The sequence below is a fragment of the Loktanella sp. M215 genome, from assembly GCF_021735925.1.
Classification (GTDB): Bacteria; Pseudomonadota; Alphaproteobacteria; order Rhodobacterales; family Rhodobacteraceae; genus Loktanella.
Genome location: NZ_WMEA01000001.1, coordinates 3717945 through 3738245, shown reverse-complemented (window position 1 = coordinate 3738245; position 20301 = coordinate 3717945). Strand labels below are relative to the sequence as shown.

Sequence of the window (20301 nt, the reverse complement as noted above, 5' to 3'; positions counted from 1 at the left end):
ATCAGGCCTTTCTTTTGTTCATGACGTCGAAGATCACGGCGGCCAGCAGCACCAGCCCCTTGATGCATTGTTGCCAGTCGATGCCGATCCCAAGGATCGACATGCCGTTGTTCATCACGCCCATGATGAAGGCCCCGATCACGGCGCCGACGATGGTACCGACACCGCCAGCCATCGACGCACCGCCGATGAAGACGGCCGCGATCACGTCCAGCTCGAACCCGGCACCGGCCTTGGGCGTTGCGGTGTTCAGCCGGGCGGCGAACACGAGGCCCGCGAGGGCCGCCAGCACGCCCATGTTGGCGAAGGTCAGGAAGGTCAGGCGCGGGGCGTTGATGCCCGACAGCATGGCGGCTTTTTCATTGCCGCCGATGGCGTAGATGCGGCGACCGATGGTCGTGCGGCTGGTGACGAAGGAATAGACCGCGATCAGCAGAGCCATGACGATGAAGACGTTGGGCAGGCCCCGGAAATAGGCCATGAGGTAGCTCATGTAGACGAGGGCGGCGAAGATCAGCCCGTTCTTGGCGGCGAAGAAGACGAAGGGTTCCTCGACGCTGCCGGTCTTGGTGGCCTCCATCCGGGACCGGATCGCGAGGACAAGGATCAGGGCCGCGACGCCGACACCGATCACCAGCGAGAAGACGTTGGGCTTGCCGCTGCCGATCAGGTCAGGGATGAAACCGGACGCGATCAGTTGGAATTGCGCCGGGAACGGGCCGACGGATTGGCCCGCCAGCAGCCAGAGCGTCAGGCCCTTGAAGACCAGCATGCCAGCCAAGGTCACGATGAAGCTGGGGATCTTGAAATAGGCGACCCAGAACCCCTGCGCCATACCGATCACGGCCCCCGCGAAGAGGCAGATGATACCAGCGATCAGGTAGGGAATGTTGAAATTGACGATCATCACGGCGGCCAGTGCGCCGACGAAGCCCATGACCGACCCGACGCTCAGGTCGATATGTCCCGCCACGATGATCAGCAGCATGCCGATCGCCATGATGATGATATAGCTGTTCTGCAGAATCAGGTTCGTCAGGTTGACGGGCTTCAGCAGGATGCCCCCCGTCGCCACCTGAAAGAACGCCATGATCGCGATCAGGGCAAACAGGATGCCGTATTCGCGCATGTGACCGCGCAGGAAGGACCAGCTCGACTTGATCTGCACCGGGGCCGCGTCTGCGTTGTCCGGGTTGGTGGTGGTCTGGGTCATGTGCGATCCCCCGATCTGATGATGGTTGCCATGATCTTTTCCTGACTGGCGTCGCGCGTCGGCATCTCACCGACAAAGCGGCCTTCGTTCATGACGTAGATGCGGTCCGTGATACCCAGCAATTCGGGCATTTCGGACGAGATGACGATGATCGCCTTGCCCGACGCGGCAAGGTCGCGGATCACGGTGTAGATTTCGTATTTCGCGCCGACGTCGATGCCGCGTGTCGGCTCGTCGAGGATCAGCACGTCAGGGTCCGAAAACAGCCACTTGGACAGCACGACCTTCTGCTGGTTGCCGCCCGACAGGTTCACCGTCTCCTGTTCGATGCTGCTCGACTTGATCTTGAGGCGGGTGCGGTATTGCGTGGCGACTTCGGCCTCTCGGACCTTGTCGACGACCATGCCGTTCGACACGCCGGGCAGGTTCGCCAGCGGCACGTTGCGGCGGATGGTGTCGTCAAGGACGAGGCCATAGGTCTTGCGGTCCTCGGTCGCGTAGGCAAGCCCTGCGTCGATGGCGCGCCGCACGGTGGACAGGTCCACGTCGCGCCCGCCGATCTGGGCGCTGCCGGTGATGCCGGCGCCGTAGCTGCGTCCGAACAGCGACATGGCGAGTTCCGTGCGCCCCGCGCCCATCAGGCCCGCGATGCCGATAACCTCACCCTTCTTCACGTCGAAAGAGACATCCTTGACCACCTGCCGGTCGCTGTGCAGTGGATGGGCCACGCACCAGTTGCGGACCTGCATCGCGACCTCTTTGGTCGCTGTCGCAACCTTCGGCGGATAGCGGTCGTCCAGCGACCGGCCCACCATGTCGCGGATGATGTCGCCTTCGCTGATGCCCGTGCGGCAATCCAGACGGGACACGGCAGCACCGTCGCGGATCACTGTAATTGTGTCCGCCACCTTGCTGATTTCGTTAAGCTTGTGACTGATCAGTATGGACGTCACCCCCTGCGCCTTGAACTCCAGCAGCAGGTCCAGCAGCTTGGCGCTGTCGGTCTCGTTCAGGGACGAGGTCGGTTCATCGAGGATCAGCAGGCGCACGTCCTTGGACAGCGCTTTGGCGATTTCAACCAGCTGCTGCTTGCCCAGCCCGAGGGCATCGACAAGCGTGTCGGGATGTTCCTTCAGGCCGACACGGGCCAGCAGCTTTGCCGCCCCGGCGCGGGTCGCGCGCCAGTCCATGATCCCGCGGGTGGCACGTTCGTTGCCCAGATAGATGTTCTCGGCCACCGACAGAAGCGGCACGAGCGCCAGTTCCTGATGGATGATGATGATACCCTGCGCCTCGCTGTCGCGGATGTTCGCGAAGCTTTGCACCTTGCCGTCATAGGCGATGTCGCCGGTGTAGCTGCCGTGGGGATAGACGCCCGACAGCACTTTCATCAGCGTGGACTTGCCGGCGCCGTTTTCACCGACGAGGGCGTGGATCTCGCCTGCCTCGACGGACAGGCTAACGCGGTCGAGGGCCTTCACACCCGGAAATTCCTTGGTGATCGCCCGCATTTCAAGAAGTGTCGCCATGATGCCCCCCGGCGCAATGGGAAAAACGGCCCCCGGTCCGCGCCGAGGCGCCGGATGACGGGGGCCAGCGTCGTCAGGTGATGCGGACCCCGCATCCCCCGCCGACAGGGAGGATCACTTGATCTGGTCTTCGGTGTAGTAACCGCTGTCGATCAGGACCGACTGCACGTCGGCCTTGGTCACGGGCACCGGCTCCAGCAGGTAGGCGGGGACGACCTTGACGCCGTTGTCATAGGTCTCGGTGTCGTTGATCTCGGGCTCGCCGTCGTTCAGCAGCGCCTCGACCATGCCCACGGTGACGCGGGCCAGTTCGCGGGTGTCCTTGAAGATGGTCGAAAACTGCTCGTCCGCGAGGATCGATTTCACCGACTGGATTTCAGCGTCCTGACCGGACACGATCGGCATCGCCAGATCGCCGGACCCGTAGCCCACACCCTTGAGCGAGGACAGGATGCCGATGGACAGACCGTCGTAGGGCGACAGCACCGCGTTCACCTGCTTGTCGGTGTAGTTGGCGGAGAGCAGGTTATCCATGCGCGCCTGCGCGACGGAGCCGTCCCAGCGCAGCGTGCCGACCTGATCCATGCCCATCTGGCCGGACGGAATGACGACGTCACCGCTGTCGATCAGCGGCTGCAGCACCGACATGGCACCGTTGTAGAAGAAATAGGCGTTGTTGTCGTCAGGGCTGCCGCCGAAAAGTTCGACGTTCCACGGCTTGGTGTCGGGGAAACGCTCTTTCAGGCCGTCCACCAGCGTCGTCGCCTGCTGTACGCCGACCTTGAAGTTGTCGAAGGTCGCGTAATAGCTGACGTCCCCGCTGTCGCGGATCAGGCGGTCGTAGGCCACCACGTCGATGTCTGCGGCTGCGGCATTGGCCAGCGCGTTTGACAGGGTCGTGCCGTCGATGGCAGCGATCACGAGGACGTCGACGCCCTTGGTGATCATGTTCTCGATCTGCGCGAGCTGGTTGGGAATATCGTCGTCGGCGTATTGCAGATCGACGGTGAAACCGGCCTCTTCGAATTGCTTGACCATGTTGTCGCCGTCGGCGATCCAGCGGGCCGAGGACTTGGTCGGCATCGCGATGCCCACATAGCCCGCGTCCTGCGCCCAGGCGCCGCCGGTCATCGCGACGAGTGCCGTCGTCGCCAGCATGGATTTCAGAATGTTCATGTCGTCCTCCCTTGCGCAGTGCTGCTTCAGTTTCCTCCCGAAGACGCCCGCACGATTGTGTTGGGCAGTGCGCATCCGGTCCGGTGAATGTCCGGTGGTCGCCTCTGCCCGGATACGTTGATCTTTGCGGGTATGATTTTCAAATTCATTTTTCGTCTCTGGATATGCGTTTATTGGTATGCCAAGTTGGCGCGACAGGAAGGGATGACATGGCGCAGGCTTCGGACAAGACGGCGGCCGCTTTGATACAGGCCAGATTGCGCCTGCCGCAACTGCGCCTTCTGCTGGCCGTGGCCGATGTGGGGCAGATCTCGGGTGCGGCGGCACAGGTCGGCATGACGCAGCCTGCCGCCTCTCGGCTGCTGGCAGAGCTGGAGCGGACGGCCGGCACGCCGTTGTTCGACCGGCATCCGCGCGGTGTCGTGCTGACGCAGGCCGGTGCGTTGCTGGCCCGCCGCGCGCGGAGTGCGCTGCGCGACATCGCGATCGCCTTTGACGAGGTCGAGATGCTGGCTAGCGGGACCGGTGGTGTGGTGCGCATCGGCACCGTGACCGGGCCGGGGCTGGAACTGGTGCTGCCGCTGATCCGCGACATGCGCGTGACCTACCCCGAGATCGAGTTCGATGTGACCGTCGATACCTCTGACATGCTGGCGGATGCGCTCTTTGCCCACAGGATCGACTTCTACATCGGGCGCGTGCTGGCGAACGCCAACCCGCGTGACGTCACCATCCGCCATATCGGCCCCGAGCCGATCGCCCTGCTGGTGCGCAAGGATCACCCCCTGTTGCGCAAGACCGATCTGACGCTGAAGGATACGCTGGCGCACGACTGGGTGATGCAGGCGCCCGGCGGGCTGCTGCGCCGCGCGGTCGAGGCGTATCTGCTGCGTCACGACCTGCCGCCGCCGTCGCGCATCCTGTCCACGTCATCGCTGCTGCTGACGCTGGGCATCATATCCGATACCAATGTCGTCGCGCCCGTGGCGCGGTCGGTGGCGGACGTGCTGGTGTCGGCCAACCGCCTGAACGGCGATGTGCGCGTTCTGGACGTCGCCCGCGATATGGCCGTCGATCCTTATGGTCTGGTGTCGCTGCGGCAGGCGGCCCATGCGCCAGCCGTCGTCCGCATCCTTGCCCTGCTGGAAGAGCGGATTCGCAACCGGTCCACGGGGCCGGACTGATCCGGCGGGGTCGGGCCGGGCGAAGCGGCAAGGCCACAGGTGCCGGTGCGCAATGCAACCTGTGCGCAATCGCGCGTTGCCCCGGAAGGCAGCCTATGGCATCCCTGCAGCAATCAATGCGAACGGAAGTAAAGATCTTGGCAAACTTCGAGGCCCGCCGCACGATGATGGTCGACACGCAGGTGCGACCCTCTGACGTGACCAAATTTCCCATCATCGATGCGATGCTGTCCGTGCCGCGCGAGGATTTCGTGCCCGCGTCCCTGCGCGAGGCCGCCTACGTCGGAGAGAACCTGACGCTGCCGGGCGGACGCACGATGCTGGAACCCCGCACCCTGTCGAAAATGCTGGATGCGCTGGACGTGCAGCCCGGCGACGTGATGCTCGATGTGGGGTGCGGTCTGGGTTATTCCGCTGCCGTCGCCGCACGGATCGTGTCCTTTGTCGTCGGCCTCGAGGATGACGCAGACCGCGCCGCCGAGGCGCAGACGAATCTGTCGGACGCCGGAATCGACAATGCCGCCGTCATGACCGGCCCGCTGGCCGAGGGCGTGGCCAAGTCCGGACCCTATGACGCCATCATCATTCATGGTGCGGTCGAAGTCGTCCCCGCCGCGCTGACCGATCAGCTGCGGCCCGGTGGCCGGATCGCCGCGCTCTTTGCCGAAGGCGCGCTGGGCACCGTGCGGATCGGCCTGAAGTCGGACAGTGGCGTGACATGGCGTTACGCCTTCAACGCCGGCGCACCGACGCTCGCCGGCTTCACCCGCGACCGGGCGTTCGCGCTATGAGGGGGCGCCGGATGTTGCGCCAGGGGGTGGCGGCGATCTGTCTTGCCCTGTCTGCCACGGCGCTGTCGGCGGAAACGCTGGCCCAGACGCTGACCGATGCCTACACCAACTCCGGTCTGCTGGCGCAGAACCGTGCGGTCCTGCGCGCCGCCGACGAGGATGTGGCCCTTGCCACCTCGCGCCTGCTGCCGGTGATCAGCTGGGCCGCCACGGCGGCCAGTCAGGCCCCGCGTCAGCCCAGCGCCGATACGATTACGGCACAGTTGAGCCTGAACGCCGATCTGACCCTGTTCGACGGTGGCGCCAATCGCATTGGCCGCGAGGCTCAGAAGGAACTCGTGCTCGCCACGCGCGAATCACTGCGCGACGTGGAGCAGCAGGTGCTGCTGCGGGCGGTCCAGGCGTATAACTCGGTCCGCAGCACCGCTGAATTCATCAGTCTGCGCCAGAACAACCTGCGCGTCCTGCAGCAGGAACTGCAGGCCGCACAGGACCGCTTTGACGTGGGCGAGGTCACCCGGACCGATGTGGCACTGGCCCAGGCCAGCGTTGCATCCGCGCAAAGCCTTCTTGCGACCGCACGCGGCGATGCTGAACAGGCGGCTGCGGAATTCTCGGTTGCCGTCGGGCGCAAGCCGGGCACACTTGTGGCGGTGTCGCCGGCACCGGTGTCGCGCACGGAAAACGAGGCAGAGACTCTGGCCGTCCGCAACCATCCACAGGTTTTGCAGGCGCAACATTCTGTGACGGTGCGGGAATTGGGAATCAAGGTGGCCGAGGCCGCCTATGTGCCCAATGCGACCTTGTCGGGACGGGTCGGCGTAGATGCCAACACCGGTATCGTCGGACGGTCCGTGACCCTGTCGCTGGGTGGTCCGATCTACAACGGCGGTGCCTTGCCCGCCGGCGTCAGACAGGCGCAAGCCCAGCGCGATCAGGCGAGGGCCGGTCTGCATCTGGCGTCGCTGAGTGTCATTCAGCAGGTCTCGAATGCCTACGCTGTCCTGCAGGCCGCACGCGCGTCGCTGCAATCCACCGATGAACAGGTGCGTGCCGCCCGTGTCGCCTTCGAAGGCATCCGCGAAGAAGCGACCCTTGGGGCGCGGACGACCTTGGACGTGCTGAACGCGGAACAGAATCTGCTGAACGCCCGCGCCAACGTCATCACGGCGCAAGAGGCAGAGGTAAACGCCTCTTATGCCGTGCTGTCAGCCGTGGGCCTGCTGACGGCGGACCATCTGAACCTGCCGGTGCAGCAGTACGATCCGGCGGCGTATTACAACCTCGTCAAGGATGCCCCTGCGGCGCTGTCCGAACAGGGACAGGCGTTGGACCGTGTCCTGCGGGCCATCGGCCAATAGCAACAACGACAGTGTTGGTTGTTTGCTAACCCGGTCCAGCGTAACCTAGTCTGAGGGCGCAATGCAGAGGCACACCATGTCTGATCCGATGACCAACGTCGAAATAGAGGATGTTCTGTCTTCCATCCGGCGGCTGGTTGCAGAAGGCGGTCAGGACACGGCACCACGGGCCGTGGTCGTGCCGCGTGCGCCAAAGCTGGTGTTGACCCCTGCGCTGCGCGTGGACACCCCCGATATGGATGGGGCGGACAAGACCTCTGTCGATCCGGCGGACCATGTGTCTGCAGATGCTGTCGCGGCGCCGGTCATCCTCGGGCCGCGTCACCGAATCGAACGGCCCGCCACCGCGGCTGACAAATCGGCGCCCGACTCGGACCTGTCCGAATCGGTCAAGGTGCAGGACCGGGTCAGTCTGCTGGCCACGATCGCAGAGCTTGAGGCCGCGGTCAGGGAACAGCCGGACGAATGGGAGCCGGATGGCACAGGGACGCAGACAGAGCCGGGCTGGGCGCGCGCCGGGTTCCGTGACCAGACCGAGATTTCGGATGCTGAAGAGCTGAAAGAAGAAAATCTGGCACCGGCGCCCGCCGACGCGGCCGCCTGGCCCGCGACCTTGGTCGAGGCGGCACGGCGGTATGGCGACGCCGGCGATGACACGGTTCCTGAATTTCGCCATCATCGCGCTGAAAACGTCATCCGCACCGAGGATGGCGGCGACGGGTTCGAGGATGACCTGATCGGCGGCCCCGGACTGGGTGCCGATCCGGAAGATCCGCTTGACCAGTACCTGAACGGGACCGGTCTGATCGACGAGGCTGCCTTGCGTGATATGGTGCGCCAGATCGTGCGGGACGAGTTGCAGGGCAAGCTGGGTGAGCGGATTACCCACAATGTGCGCAAGCTGGTGCGGCGTGAAATACACCGCGTCCTGACGACGCAGGATTTCGACTAGCGCCCGACCTCGGCAGCCAGATCAAGAATACGGTCCACGTCGAGGTGTGCCGCGATGTGATCTGCTAAAGCGTCCAATGTATCCTGCACCGTGGCGCCGTAGTCGCCTGTCGCAATCGTCTGTCCCAGTCGGGACAGATAGGCCGCGCGAAAGGCGTCCGCAGCGAAGAGACCGTGCAGATAGCAGCCCATGACGCGACCATCGGCGCTTTGTGCGCCATCTGTATGGCCGTCCAGCGCCAGCCAGGCGCGCGCCCTGTCCGGTCCTGTGGTCTGGCCCATATGGATTTCATAACCCGACACCGCGTCGCCCGTGGGCAAATAGGTCGCCTGCGCCTGCGCCAGCCGTTTCTGCTGCCCCATGACTGTGACGACATCCAGATGCCCCAGTCCGGGCGCGCTGGCAGGCGGTCCCTCGATCCCGTCGGGATCGGCGATCTGGCGTCCCAGCATCTGGTATCCACCGCACAGGCCCAGCACATGGCCACCGCGCCGGATATGCGCGGCAAGGTCGATGTCCCAGCCTTGGGCGCGAAAATGCGCAAGATCCGCGATGGTCGATTTCGACCCCGGCAGCAGGATCAGATCCGCGTCGAGGGGGAGGGGGCGCCCCTCTGCCACGATCTCGACACTGACGTCGGGTGTCATGGACAGCGGGTCGAGGTCGTCGAAATTCGCGATTCGGTTCAGGCGGGGCACGGCGATGCGCAGCGGCCCGCCGGGGCGGCTGGCGATGTCCATCACGTCCTCTGCCGGCAAGCGCCAGGCGTCGGCGAACCACGGCAGGATGCCCAGCGGCTGCCAACCGGTGTGGTCTGTAATCACGTCCATGCCAGCGGCAAAGAGGGCAGGGTCGCCACGGAACTTGTTGATCGCAAAGCCCTTGATCAGCGCGAGGTCGGCCGGATCCAGCACGGCGTGGGTCCCGACCATCTGCGCGATGACGCCGCCACGGTCGATGTCGCCGATCAGCACCACGGGGACACGTGCTGCACTGGCAAAACCCATGTTGGCGATGTCCCCTTGGCGCAGGTTGACCTCTGCCGGACTGCCGGCGCCTTCGACGATGACCAGATCGCAGGTGCGGGCCAGGCGATGAAAGCTGTCCAGCACCTCTGGCAGCAGTTGCGCCTTCATGCGGCCATAGTCGCGCGCCTGCACCGTCGCGATGCGGTGGCCGCGCAGGATGACCTGCGCGCCGATGTCGGTTTCGGGCTTCAGCAGTACCGGGTTCATGTCGACGACCGGGTCGCGACCACAGGCGAGGGCCTGCAGCGCCTGTGCGCGCCCGATCTCTCCGCCGTCGACGGTGACGGCGGCGTTGTTGGACATGTTCTGCGGCTTGAAGGGGGCGACGCGCAGACCGCGCCGCGTCGCCGCGCGCGCCAGCCCCGCGACCAGCATCGACTTGCCGACGTTCGATCCGGCACCTTGTATCATGATGGCTTTGGTCATCCGTCTTTCCCCGTCATGTTGCCGATCTTTCGCATAGCGCACAAAAAAACGCGACCCTGGCAGGGGCCGCGTTTTCAAGTCGGATCGAAGCGGAAATCAGGCGGCGCGTGCGTCCTGTTCGGCGGCATTGCGGCGCTCGCTCTCTTCGCGCGACAGCGCGACAGAGGTGCGCACACCCTTGCCCACGAACTCCATCAGGCCCGAGACGACCCGTTCGTTCGGGTCGATACCGGCACACGACAGCACTTCGCGACCATCGCGAGACCGCGCCCAACGGGCAATCTGCTCGGGGCCATTTCCATACTTCTTGTCATCCGCGATGGCATCATCCAAAGCAGCCAGAACGACCGCAGCGAAAAGCTTGCGGGCGCGGTTGCCCTGTTCGTTGTTGAACGCTGTGCCGTCGACGAAATCTCTCATCATGGGTCCTTCTCGTTTTTTTTCGCTCTTGTGGTTCCGGCGAGAAGGCCCTTATGCCTGACCAAAGGCGATTCGGGGGCCCTCTTTTGGAATGGCTGCCATGCAAGCAGTGCATGGCGACCGGCGGGTAATCGCTTATCTAGTCGCCTTGCCAGCGGGACATACGCCATATATAGACCGCGTCACATCAGCATCAAGCTCTCGCCACATTTTTGACACAAAGTGACCCATGCCCAAAATCAACGGTAACGAAATTCGCCCCGGCAACGTTCTGGAACATGATGGTGGCCTTTGGGCTGCGGTCAAGGTCGATCATGTGAAGCCCGGCAAGGGCGGCGCATTCGCCCAGGTCGAACTGAAGAACCTGCGCGACGGTCGCAAGCTGAACGAACGGTTTCGGTCCGCCGACAAGGTCGAAAAGGTGCAACTGGAACAGAAGGACCAGCAGTTCCTGTTCGAAACCGACGACATGCTGACCTTCATGGACAGCCAGACCTACGAACAGATCGCGCTGCCCGCCGATATTCTGGGTGACCGTCGTCCGTTCCTGCAGGACGGCATGGTCGTTCACATCGAATATTACGGCGACGAGGCCCTCAACGTCACGCTGCCCCTGCGCGTCACCTGCAAGATCGTCGAGACAGAGCCGGTGGTCAAAGGCCAGACAGCGGCCAACAGCTTCAAGCCCGCGATCCTGGACAACGGCGTCCGCGTCATGATCCCGCCCTTCGTAGGCACGGATGAAGACATCGTCGTCAACACCGAACTGTTCGAATACGTCGAACGCGCCTGACGGGCGCTCGGTCAGCCCGGTGGGTTCGCCGGGGATTGAAATGACAGCATCAGGTCCTCCCTTGTCTGTTGCGGGGACCGTGAGCCTGACATGTTAACAATTCGTTAAGATGGATCGGGGATGTCGCCTGCGTGCGGCACCAGCCGGGCGCCTGTCGTGTGCAGGTCGGTCGCACGATCAAAGCGTAGATAGGCGATCCCCTGCGACCCTGCCACCGTATGCAGCGTCCCGGCCACCCGGTCGCCAGAGGCGATCTCGTCCCCCGGCTGCGCCACACCGTCGATCGCGACCCGGACCAGCCCCTTGCGCAGGGTCGTCTTGTGTTTCATCCGGGCCACGATTTCCTGACCGACAAAGCAACCCTTGCGAAAATCGACGCCGTGCAGCCGATCGAACCCGGCCTCGAGGATATAGGTCTCTGGCGTGAGGTCGACGCCGGTGGCGGGCACGAGATGCGCCACCTGCAGCGTCGTCCAGTCCGTGTCGTCAGAAACGTCCAGTGTTCCGTAGAGCCGCCATCCCAGCGCCGGATCCCGCGGGTCGGGCAGGGCGCCTTCGGGGGCCGGACCAGTGCCACGCGATACGACATGGTCTGTCGGCGCGATCTGCACGTCGGCGCGCAGGCGGTACATGGTCAGGCGTTGCAGCAGCAGGCTCGCATGACTCTCGGCTACATCGACCAACAGGCGGTCGGCCTCACCCACAATGAAGAAATCCGCAAGGTATTTGCCTTGCGGCGTCAGCAGGGCCGCATAGACGATTCCGTTTGCGGCGCGCGTGACATCATTGGTGACCAACCCCTGCAGGAATTCGACCCGCTGCGGTCCGCTGACCGCCAGTACCGTGCGATCATTCATCGGCTTGACCTTCTCTTGACTTGAATTGCATGGCGTAAAGATCGGCGTAGATGCCGCCGCGTTCAAGCAGTGCGTCATGCGTCCCCTGATCCACGACCCGTCCCTGATCCATCACCACGATGCTGTCGGCGTTGCGCACCGTGGACAGGCGGTGGGCGATGACCAGCGTGGTACGCCCGACCGAAAGCCGCTCCAGCGCCTCCTGCACCAGTGCCTCTGATTTGGTGTCGAGCGCACTCGTCGCCTCGTCCAGCAGCAGGATCGGCGTGTCGCGCAGCAGGGCGCGGGCGATGGCGACGCGCTGGCGCTGGCCGCCCGACAGGTTCGACCCGCGCGGGCCGGCGGGACTGTCGAGGCCGTTGCTCAGCTGCGGCAGAAAATCGGTGACATGGGCCGCGTCCAGGACGGCGCGCAGGCGCTCTTCGGGGATGTCGTCGCGGCCCAGCAGGATGTTGTCGCGCAGGGTCTCGTCAAACAAGGCGGCGTCCTGTGTGACGACGGAAAAGAGCGCGCGCAGGTCGGCCAGATCCATCTCGGCGATGGGAATACCGCCGATGGTCACCTGTCCGCCGCCGGTTTCCACCAGCCGGGTCAGCACGTTGAAGACCGTGCTCTTGCCTGCGCCGGAGGCGCCAACCAGCGCTGTCGTGCGGCCCGCCTGCGCCGTGAAGGTCGCGCCGCGCAGCACCGGCAGGTCGCCGTAGGTCAGAGAGACATCATGCAGCCGCACCTCCGGGGCGTCGGGCGGGGCGCTGCGGGGGGTGGCGGGCGACAGCAGCGTGGGCCGCTCGGCCAACACGCTGCGCAGCCGGTCAATGCTGGCAGTGGCGACCTGCCACTGGCCGCTGGTCTGGCCCAGACGGCGCAGGGGGTCGAAGACCAGCGCCATGGCGGCGAAGAAGGACATGAACTCGCCCACGGTCTTGGTGCCGGCGATGATCTCTCCGCCGCCGTAGATCATGACGGCCAGAAAGCCGAAGCCGGTCATGACGTCGATCATCGCGGGCACGGTGGCCTGCCCTGCGGCGGCCTTGACCTCTGCACTGACGCGGGCGTTGGTCAGGTCGTCGTAGCGGGTGGATTGGTAGCTCTCCAGCGCGTTCAGCTTGATCGGGTTGATGCCGTGAAAGACCTCGTCCAGCCGGGTCGACATGCGCCCCGCCAGATCGCGGGCGGTGACGGACCGGCGGCGGACGTAGCGTTGGGCCACCAGCGCGGGCAGGATCAGGAAGGGCGTGCCGATCAGCGCGATCAGGGTCCAGCGCCAGTCCACGGACAGCGCCACGCCGAACAGCACGACGACGGTCACCGCATCCCGGCCCAGGCCTACGAGGATCGCGGCCCAGCTTTGGTTCACCAGCGTCACGTCGCCCTGCACACGCTCGATCAGCTGACCGGGCGGGTTGACCTGATGATAGCTGCTGTCGAGGCGCATCAAGTGACGCAACAGATCGCTGCGCATCGCGGCGGCGGCGCGCTGGCTGGCGATCATCATCAGCACCCGCTGCCCGGTCGAAGTGCCGGCGCGGATCAAAAAGATCGCCATGATCGCGAGGCCGACCAGCCACATGGCGCTGCCGTCGCCCCCGACGAAGACGCGGTCGAACATCGGTTTGATCATCCACGACAAAAGGCCAAGCATCCCGCCTTCCAGCGCCATCAGGACGACGGCCAGCACGATGATCCAGCGGTAGGGCCGCAGATAGGTCCGCCAGAGCCAGCGGAAGGCGTCGGTGCTGGTGTCCCGGCTCATATCGGCAAGCTGCGGCGGCTGGCAAAGCGGGCGCGCACGACGTCGGGATCGTATTCGGTGCGGACCCAGTCGCGCAGGCTGATCGGACCCTGCGCCAGACGGGCGGCATAGACATCCAGCAGCGCGTCCTGCACGCCGGTCTTTGTGAACTTCAGGTGCAGATAGCGGACCGAGAGCTGGCGGCGGGCGATGTTCAGGGGCACGCCCTGATCCAGCAGGTAAAGCGCCGCGGCAAGACCCGCCCGGTCGGCCCCCGACTTGCAGTGCATCACGAAGGGCCGCGCAATGGTGTCGAAGGCGGCCAGCAGTTCCAGCAACTTGTCGCGGCTGGGCGCATTGCGGGCGGCGAATTTCACGCTGACCAGATCAAGACCCGAGGCGAGGCAGGCGGCCTCTTCCAGCAGAAAGGACGGGCTGCCGTTGGCGCCGCGCAGGTTCAGGATCGCACGGATGCCGCGGGTCTTGTAGTCTTTCAGCCGACCGGCGTGGGGATGGTTGGACCGGAACACGCCGGGGGCGATCTCGGCGAAGTTGGTCCAGCCGTAGCGCAGGAACCCGTGATCGACCAACTGGTAATGCCACCACGCCCGCCTGCGTCCGGCGGCGTCGGACAGGGCGTGAACCCGCCGCGGCCGGGGGCTGCCGGTCAGGGCGTTGACGAATTTGCGCAGCATCCGGGTGACCTTTGGCCAATGACGGGGGTATGTCTTCCAGACACCTAATCGCTCGGTCTGCGCGGGGCAAGCGACCCTGCGGCCACGCGCGGTGTTGACGCCGCCCTGCACAGGATTAGTGTCGCGCCGTTCAATCAAGTGAAAGCGCTACCGATGTCCCTTGCCCAAGGCCGCAGCTATCTTGCCATTCCCGGCCCCTCTGTCATGCCGGACGCCGTGCTGCGTGCAATGCACCGCGCGTCGCCCAATATCTACGAAGGCGAGCTGCACGCGCTGACCGACAGCCTGATCCCCGACCTGAAGGCCGTCGCGCGCACGGCGGGCGACGTCGCAATCTACATCGGCAACGGTCACGCGGCATGGGAGGCGTCGGTCGCCAACCTCTGCGCGCGGGGCGACACGGTCATGGTGCTGGCCACGGGCCGGTTCGGACACGGCTGGGCCGATATGGCCCGGGGGCTGGGCGTGAAGGTCGAGGTGCTGGACTTCGGCCAGACCGACGCCGTGGACCTGACCCGCGTGGCCGAGGCGCTGGCTGCCGATACGCAAGGCGCGATCAAGGCGGTCATGGTCTGCCATACCGACACCTCGACCGGGGTGCGCAACGATGTAAAGGGCCTGCGCGCGACACTGGATGCGGCGGGTCACGACGCGCTGCTGATGGTCGACTGCATGGCGTCCCTGGGCTGCGACGTGTTCGAGATGGACGACTGGGGCGTCGATGTCATGGTCGCCGGTTGCCAGAAGGGGCTGATGACACCCGCCGGTCTGGCCTTCGTCTTCTTCAACGCCCGCGCGGCAGAGCGGCAGAGCGCGGAGGTTTCCAGCTGGTGGAACTGGAAACCGCGGGCGCACCCCGAGATGTTTTTTCAATACTCCAACGGCACGGCACCCACGCATCACCTTTACGGGTTGCGCGCGGCGCTTGACCTGATCAAGGCCGAGGGGCTGGATCACGTCTGGGCGCGTCATGCGACGCTGTCGCGCGCCCTGTGGGCGGCCTGCGAGGCCTGGGGCACGGACGGCCCGCTGCGGCTGAACATCACCGATCCCGCCCTGCGGTCACATTCCGTCACCTCAATCGGCATGGAGCAGGGGCAGGGCGACGCCCTGCGGCACTGGTGCGAGCATCAGGCGGGTCTGACCCTTGGCATCGGGCTGGGACGCGAACCGGCTGATGCCTGGTTCCGCATCGGCCACATGGGGCACGTCAACGCCCAGATGATCATGGGCGTCGTCGGCACGATCGAGGCCGGTCTGATCGCCTGTGGCATCCCGCACGGTGCCGGCGGTGCGCGGGCGGCGGCGCAAGTGATCGCCGCCGGCTGAGGTCTACTGCGGGTTGGCCGCCAGCCAGGCGTTCATCTGGTCGATCTCGCCCTTTTGGGTGGCCAGGATGTTCTCCGCCAGGGCCTTGACCTCGGGATCCTCGGTCGTGCGCAGGACGACCTGCGCCATCTCGACCGCGGATTCGTGGTGCGGCACCATGCCGGCCATGAAATCGTGGTCTGGATTGCCGGTCATCGGCATGTCGCCCATGCCCGCCATGCCGGCGTGGTCCACCGGCATGTCGCCATGATCCATCGCCATGCCGTCGTGGTCCGTCAGCGTGCCGTGCTGCCAGACCATCATGCCACCGATTCCCACCGCGGCGCCCAGCACCACACCCGCAATCGCACCCGTTGCCGTCGACATGTCCTGATCTCCATTAGGTTTGCAGTCCGGACATAGAGGGCCGCGGCCGGACAGCAAGGGGGCGCCGCGTCGCGCGTCAGCCCGTGCGCGCGTTGGCCAGTGCTGTCGGCAGGGCGGCGGCAAAGGCCATGATATCCGCCTCTGGTCCGCAGCTGACGCGGATGCAGCGGTCGTGGGGGGCGACAAAGGGCATGCGTACGAAGATACCGGCATCTCCCAAGGTCTTGACGACGCGCCGGGCAAAGGCGCCGTCCTGACCACAATCCATCGTGACGAAGTTCGTCGCACTGGGCAGGGGCGTCAGCCCGTTGTCGAGTGCGACGGCCGCCAAGCGGTCGCGGGCGACCGCAACCTGCGTCTGGACATGGGCCAGCCAGTCCTGATCCTGCAGCGCCGCCAGCGCCGCGATCTGGCTGAGCCGCGCCATGCCGAAGTGGTTGCGGACCCGGTCGAAGGCCGCGATCAGCGGCTGCGGCCCGATCGCGTAGCCGACCCGTGCCCCCGCCAGACCGTAGGCCTTGGAAAAGGTGCGCATCCGGATCACGCGGTCGTCGTGGGGGGCGACGTAGGGTGCGGTGCCGTCGGGGGCGAGGTCGATGTAGGCCTCGTCGAGGATCAGCAGGCATCCGTCGGGGATGTGGCTGATCATGCGCTGCAGGGTGGCGGCGTCGTGGTGACTGCCCATCGGATTGTCAGGATTGGCGATGTAGATCAGTTTGGCACCAACCTCGCGGGCCTTCGCGGTCAGACGCTCCGGATCCTCGAAATTGCCAGCGTAGGGCACGCTGTGAAGCACCCCGCCAAAGCCTGTGACGTGATAGTTGAACGTCGGGTAGGCGCCGGCACTGGTCACGACTGTGTCGCCGGGGGCAATCAGCAGGCGAACGAGGTTGCCGAGCAGCGTGTCGATCCCTTCGCCCACCATGATGTGCGCCGCGTCGATGCCGTGGTGCGCGGCAAGGGCCTGGCGCAGGTCGTGCGCCTCGGGATCGGCATATTGCCAGACCGTCTGGGCTGCGGCCTGCATGGCGGCGATGGCCGTCGGGGACGGCCCGAAGCCGGATTCGTTGGCACCGAGGCGCGCGATGAAGGGCTTGCCCCGCGCGCGTTCCTGCGCCTCTGGTCCGACGAAGGGGACCGTGGCGGGCAGGGATTGCGCGAGAGGGGTTAGACGGGGGTCGGTTGGGTTGGCCACGGGAGCCTCCGGCGGGAGTATTTGGAAAAAAGCGAGGCGGGGAACCGGAGGCAGAGGTCGGAGCCTCCGGCAGGCATTTATCGGGTCAGCTGAAGGCGGATCAGCCGATCTCTGACAGGCGGGCGAGGGCGGTTTTCAACTGGTCGGCTTCGGCTTCGCGGTCGGCGAGGTTCTGTTTGGTCTCGGCCACGACCTCTGGCGGCGCGGAGGCGGCGAAATTGGGGTTGTTGGCGCGACCCGCGAGGCCCTTGATTTCCTTTTCCAGTTTGGCGAGGCCCTTTGTCAGGCGGTCCTTTTCAGCGTCCACGTCGATCAGGCCCGCCAGAGGCAGGGCGTAGGTGGCGCCTTTTACCGCGACGGTGAGCGAGCCTTTCGGGACTTCGCTGGCGGCGTCGATGGTCTCGATCCGGGCGAGGCGCTGGATCATCGGCAGGTTGTTCGCCTCGGCCCGTTGGGCCTCGGCGTCCGCGTCGATGCGCAGCACGTCGATCTTCAGGCCGGCGGGGACGTTCATCTGGGCGCGGGCGGAGCGGACGCCGTCGATCAGCTGGATCGTCCAGTCCATTTCGGCCTGTGCCTGCGGGTTGACCAGATCGGCGGTCAGGTCTTCGGGCCACGGCGTCAGGGCCAGCATCTGGGTGCGGGTGCCGGTGAGGGACCAGAGCTCCTCGGTGATGAAGGGCATGAAGGGGTGCAGCAGGGTCATGCTTTGTTCGAGAACCCAGCGCATTACCTGTTGGGTTTCCGTCTTTTCCGCGTCTGCCCCGTCCAGCAGCAGGGGTTTGGAGAATTCGACGTACCAGTCGCAGACCTTGCCCCAGACAAAGGCATAGAGCGCGCCCGCCGCGTCGTTGAAGCGGTAGGCGGTCAGGGCGGCGTCGACCTCTTCGCGGACCTTGGCGACCTCGCCGATGATCCACTGGTTCACGGTCTGGGTCGCCTGCGGCACGCCGTCCGCGCGGGGGGCGGTGAAGACGTCGTTCATCTCTGCGAACCGCGTGGCGTTCCACAGCTTCGTGCCGAAGTTGCGATAGCCCTTGATGCGGTCCTCGTTGATCTTGAGCACGCCGCCGATCGCCGCCATGGCCGCGTTGTTGAACCGCAGGGCGTCGGCGCCGTAGAGGTCGATCATCGCAAGCGGGTCGATGACGTTGCCGCGCGTCTTGGACATCTTCTCGCCCTTCGCATCGCGGACAAGCTGGTGCAGGTAGACGGTGTGGAACGGCACGTCGTCCATCACGGCCAGCGACATCATCATCATCCGCGCGACCCAGAAGAACAGGATGTCCTGCCCGGTGATGAGGACATCGCCGGGGAAGTATCTGTTCAGTTCCGGCGTGTCCTCGGGCCAGCCGAGGGTACCGAAGGGCCAGAGGCCGGAGGAGAACCAAGTGTCGAGGACGTCGGGGTCGCGTCCTAAATCAATGCTATTGAGCTTGCCTCCGGCAGTGCCGAAACCAGTAAGCTGACCTTCAAATGCTTCGAATTCTGCGATATTGGAAACGCCATAATATTTGCGTGCCATTTCTGCGGCTTCGTCAAAGGTTGATGCACAAAAGGGGACTTTTTCACCACTGACCAAATCAGGGTAGGCAGCGATCTCTTCTTTTGGCGGCCCATACCAAACCGGAATCTGGTGCCCCCACCACAGCTGGCGCGAGATGCACCACGGCTCGATGTTTTCTAGCCAGTGGTAATAGACCTTTTCGCCGCTCTCGGGGATGATCTTCGTGCGGCCGTCGCGGACGGCGTCCAGCGCGGGGCCGACGATCTGGGCGGTGTCGACGAACCACTGGTCGGTCAGCATCGGCTCGATCACGACGTTCGAGCGGTCGCCGAAGGGCTGCATGATCTTCTTGGGCTCGACCAGCGGGGCCAGTTGGTCGAGGCGGTTTTCGCCGCCTTCCTCGGGGGCCGTCAGCTTCGCCGGCTGGCCCAGACGGGGATCGGTGGCGGGGACCATGACGGCAAGGCCCTCGGCGGTGACGTCCGCGATCACGCGGTTGCGGGCCTCGAACCGGTCGAGGCCGCGGTATGCGTCAGGGACGAGGTTCATCGCGGCGATTTTGGCCTCGTCGAAATCCTCCTCACCGTTCGCGATGCGCTGCGCGGTCGCGGCTTCGGCGGCGTAGGGTTTGCCGTCGGCGCGCATGCGTCCCTTGGTGTCCATCAGGCTATACATCGGGATGCCGCCGCGCTTGGCGACCTGATAGTCGTTGAAGTCATGGGCGCCGGTGATCTTCACCGCGCCGGAGCCAAAATTCATGTCGGGATATTCGTCGGTGATGATCGGGATCAGGCGGCGGCTTTCCTTGGGGCCGACGGGAATCTCGCAGAGCTTGCCGATGATGGCGGCATAGCGGGTGTCGTCCGGGTGGACGGCGACGGCGCCGTCGCCCAGCATGGTTTCGGGTCGCGTCGTGGCGATGGAGATGTAGTCGCGCTCTTCCTCGAACACGACGGTGCCATCCTCGTCCTTTTCGACGTAGGTATAGGTCTCACCGCCCGCGAGGGGGTATTTGAAGTGCCACATGCGGCCGTCGACCTCGATGTTCTCGACCTCGAGGTCGGAAATCGCGGTTTCGAAATGCGGGTCCCAGTTCACGAGGCGCTTGCCGCGGTAGATCAGGCCCTTGTTGTACATCTCGACGAAGACCTTGAGGACGGCGTCGTGGAAGTTGCCGGGCTTCTCGGTCTCGGGCGCGGATTCAGCGCCAGACATGGTGAAGGCGGATCGCGACCAGTCCATTGAATCGCCCAGACGCTTGGCCTGATCCTCGATCGTGCCGCCGGATTGGGCCTTCCACTCCCAGATCTTCGCAATGAAGGCCTGACGGCCCAGATCGGCGCGACCGGGTTGCTGGGCTGCGGCAAGCTGCTTTTCCACCACAAGCTGCGTGGCGATGCCCGCGTGGTCCAGACCCGGCTGCCAGAGCGTGTCGAACCCCTGCATCCGTTTCCACCGCGTCAAAATGTCCATAAGCGTGTGGTTGAAGGCGTGGCCGACGTGCAGCGCGCCGGTCACGTTGGGGGGCGGCAGCATGATGGTGAACGTCTCATCCCGGCGTTTGCCCGCGCCCGCCTTGAACGCACCGGCCTGTTCCCACGCGGCATAAAGTGCGGCTTCGCGGGCGGCGGGGTCGAATGTCTTGTCGAGAGCCATGGGATGCGTCCTTCTGTCCGTTTGCGCAGGGTTTACCCAATGGGGGGCGTGGCGAAAAGGCCCAATGGCCGGGGCTGGACAACGGCTTGAT

Annotated in this window: 17 protein-coding genes; 6 read left to right on the top strand and 11 right to left on the bottom strand. The window is 65.1% G+C overall.

Annotated features, from left to right (window positions below; all coding sequences use genetic code 11):
* Position 1: 1 nt before the first annotated feature.
* The 3 genes from mmsB to chvE all read right to left on the bottom strand — a co-directional run bounded on the left by mmsB (position 2) and on the right by chvE (position 3900).
* Positions 2–1213, bottom strand: coding sequence for a multiple monosaccharide ABC transporter permease (gene mmsB, locus GLR48_RS18360; RefSeq protein ID WP_272911430.1), 1212 nt, complete (start codon positions 1211–1213; stop codon positions 2–4).
* The gene (gene mmsA, locus GLR48_RS18355; protein ID WP_272911429.1) at positions 1210–2742 is read right to left on the bottom strand and encodes a multiple monosaccharide ABC transporter ATP-binding protein; all 1533 of its coding nucleotides are present in this window, start codon (positions 2740–2742) and stop codon (positions 1210–1212) included. The genes mmsB and mmsA overlap by 4 nt, the downstream gene beginning before the upstream one ends.
* Before the next feature lie 114 nt (positions 2743–2856).
* A complete protein-coding gene (gene chvE, locus GLR48_RS18350) occupies positions 2857–3900 on the bottom strand; it encodes a multiple monosaccharide ABC transporter substrate-binding protein (protein WP_442915849.1) in 1044 nt (347 codons plus the stop codon).
* Positions 3901–4127: 227 nt separating this feature from the next.
* Between chvE and GLR48_RS18345 the strand changes: the two genes are divergently transcribed.
* The 4 genes from GLR48_RS18345 to GLR48_RS18330 all read left to right on the top strand — a co-directional run bounded on the left by GLR48_RS18345 (position 4128) and on the right by GLR48_RS18330 (position 8206).
* A complete protein-coding gene (locus GLR48_RS18345; RefSeq protein WP_237063620.1) occupies positions 4128–5102 on the top strand; it encodes a LysR family transcriptional regulator in 975 nt (324 codons plus the stop codon).
* A gap of 137 nt (positions 5103–5239) precedes the next feature.
* Positions 5240–5893: a protein-L-isoaspartate O-methyltransferase family protein gene (locus GLR48_RS18340; protein ID WP_237063618.1), complete on the top strand. Its 654-nt coding sequence runs from the start codon at positions 5240–5242 to the stop codon at positions 5891–5893.
* Positions 5894–5904: 11 nt separating this feature from the next.
* The gene (locus GLR48_RS18335) at positions 5905–7254 is read left to right on the top strand and encodes a TolC family outer membrane protein (RefSeq protein WP_237063616.1); all 1350 of its coding nucleotides are present in this window, start codon (positions 5905–5907) and stop codon (positions 7252–7254) included.
* A 76-nt stretch (positions 7255–7330) separates the two neighbouring features.
* Entirely contained in the window at positions 7331–8206 is an 876-nt protein-coding gene (locus tag GLR48_RS18330) for a hypothetical protein (RefSeq protein WP_237063610.1), read from the top strand.
* Here the strand turns inward: GLR48_RS18330 and GLR48_RS18325 are convergent.
* Positions 8203–9660, bottom strand: coding sequence for a cobyric acid synthase (locus GLR48_RS18325; RefSeq protein ID WP_237063609.1), 1458 nt, complete (start codon positions 9658–9660; stop codon positions 8203–8205). The two genes, GLR48_RS18330 and GLR48_RS18325, sit on opposite strands and share 4 nt — an antisense overlap.
* Positions 9661–9756: 96 nt before the next feature.
* The gene (locus GLR48_RS18320; protein ID WP_072855278.1) at positions 9757–10080 is read right to left on the bottom strand and encodes a DUF6280 family protein; all 324 of its coding nucleotides are present in this window, start codon (positions 10078–10080) and stop codon (positions 9757–9759) included.
* 229 nt (positions 10081–10309) lie between these two features.
* On the opposite strand from GLR48_RS18320, the gene efp reads away from it, so the two are divergent.
* Positions 10310–10873 (top strand): elongation factor P, encoded by a 564-nt coding sequence (gene efp, locus GLR48_RS18315; RefSeq protein WP_237063608.1) that lies wholly within the window; start codon positions 10310–10312, stop codon positions 10871–10873.
* A 104-nt stretch (positions 10874–10977) separates the two neighbouring features.
* On the opposite strand, the gene ygfZ is transcribed toward efp, so the two are convergent.
* Genes ygfZ through GLR48_RS18300 form a run of 3 tightly spaced genes read right to left on the bottom strand, consistent with a single transcriptional unit; the run spans position 10978 to position 14157 of the window.
* Positions 10978–11730 (bottom strand): CAF17-like 4Fe-4S cluster assembly/insertion protein YgfZ, encoded by a 753-nt coding sequence (gene ygfZ / locus GLR48_RS18310; RefSeq protein ID WP_237063606.1) that lies wholly within the window; start codon positions 11728–11730, stop codon positions 10978–10980.
* Entirely contained in the window at positions 11723–13483 is a 1761-nt protein-coding gene (locus GLR48_RS18305) for an ABC transporter ATP-binding protein (RefSeq protein ID WP_237063603.1), read from the bottom strand. Before GLR48_RS18305 ends, ygfZ begins: the two co-directional genes overlap by 8 nt.
* A complete protein-coding gene (locus GLR48_RS18300; protein ID WP_237063601.1) occupies positions 13480–14157 on the bottom strand; it encodes a phosphatase domain-containing putative toxin in 678 nt (225 codons plus the stop codon). The genes GLR48_RS18305 and GLR48_RS18300 overlap by 4 nt, the downstream gene beginning before the upstream one ends.
* Positions 14158–14310: 153 nt before the next feature.
* On the opposite strand from GLR48_RS18300, the gene GLR48_RS18295 reads away from it, so the two are divergent.
* Positions 14311–15486, top strand: a complete 1176-nt coding sequence (locus GLR48_RS18295; RefSeq protein WP_237063576.1) for a pyridoxal-phosphate-dependent aminotransferase family protein — start codon at positions 14311–14313, stop codon at positions 15484–15486.
* A 3-nt stretch (positions 15487–15489) separates the two neighbouring features.
* Here GLR48_RS18295 and GLR48_RS18290 read toward each other — a convergent pair whose 3' ends face one another.
* From GLR48_RS18290 to GLR48_RS18280, 3 genes are all read right to left on the bottom strand, one after another.
* Positions 15490–15852, bottom strand: coding sequence for a DUF305 domain-containing protein (locus tag GLR48_RS18290; protein ID WP_237063574.1), 363 nt, complete (start codon positions 15850–15852; stop codon positions 15490–15492).
* 76 nt (positions 15853–15928) lie between these two features.
* Complete coding sequence (locus tag GLR48_RS18285; protein ID WP_237063572.1) at positions 15929–17047, bottom strand: pyridoxal phosphate-dependent aminotransferase; 1119 nt, start codon at positions 17045–17047, stop codon at positions 15929–15931.
* Positions 17048–17147: 100 nt separating this feature from the next.
* A complete protein-coding gene (locus GLR48_RS18280; protein ID WP_237063570.1) occupies positions 17148–20210 on the bottom strand; it encodes a valine--tRNA ligase in 3063 nt (1020 codons plus the stop codon).
* Between the last annotated feature and the right edge of the window lie 91 nt (positions 20211–20301).

Bases quoted from the DNA above. Each gene is read 5' to 3' on its own strand.
- GLR48_RS18280 (WP_237063570.1), bottom strand. From the start codon at position 20,210: ATGGCTCTCGACAAGACATTCGACCCCGCCGCCCGCGAAGCCGCACTT.
- GLR48_RS18290 (WP_237063574.1), bottom strand. From the start codon at position 15,852: ATGTCGACGGCAACGGGTGCGATTGCGGGTGTGGTGCTGGGCGCCGCG.
- efp (WP_237063608.1), top strand. From the start codon at position 10,310: ATGCCCAAAATCAACGGTAACGAAATTCGCCCCGGCAACGTTCTGGAA.
- mmsA (WP_272911429.1), bottom strand. From the start codon at position 2,742: ATGGCGACACTTCTTGAAATGCGGGCGATCACCAAGGAATTTCCGGGT.
- GLR48_RS18345 (WP_237063620.1), top strand. From the start codon at position 4,128: ATGGCGCAGGCTTCGGACAAGACGGCGGCCGCTTTGATACAGGCCAGA.
- mmsB (WP_272911430.1), bottom strand. From the start codon at position 1,213: ATGACCCAGACCACCACCAACCCGGACAACGCAGACGCGGCCCCGGTG.
- GLR48_RS18330 (WP_237063610.1), top strand. From the start codon at position 7,331: ATGTCTGATCCGATGACCAACGTCGAAATAGAGGATGTTCTGTCTTCC.
- GLR48_RS18335 (WP_237063616.1), top strand. From the start codon at position 5,905: ATGTTGCGCCAGGGGGTGGCGGCGATCTGTCTTGCCCTGTCTGCCACG.
- GLR48_RS18320 (WP_072855278.1), bottom strand. From the start codon at position 10,080: ATGAGAGATTTCGTCGACGGCACAGCGTTCAACAACGAACAGGGCAAC.
- GLR48_RS18325 (WP_237063609.1), bottom strand. From the start codon at position 9,660: ATGACCAAAGCCATCATGATACAAGGTGCCGGATCGAACGTCGGCAAG.
- chvE (WP_442915849.1), bottom strand. From the start codon at position 3,900: ATGCTGGCGACGACGGCACTCGTCGCGATGACCGGCGGCGCCTGGGCG.
- GLR48_RS18295 (WP_237063576.1), top strand. From the start codon at position 14,311: ATGTCCCTTGCCCAAGGCCGCAGCTATCTTGCCATTCCCGGCCCCTCT.
- GLR48_RS18300 (WP_237063601.1), bottom strand. From the start codon at position 14,157: ATGCTGCGCAAATTCGTCAACGCCCTGACCGGCAGCCCCCGGCCGCGG.
- ygfZ (WP_237063606.1), bottom strand. From the start codon at position 11,730: ATGAATGATCGCACGGTACTGGCGGTCAGCGGACCGCAGCGGGTCGAA.
- GLR48_RS18305 (WP_237063603.1), bottom strand. From the start codon at position 13,483: ATGAGCCGGGACACCAGCACCGACGCCTTCCGCTGGCTCTGGCGGACC.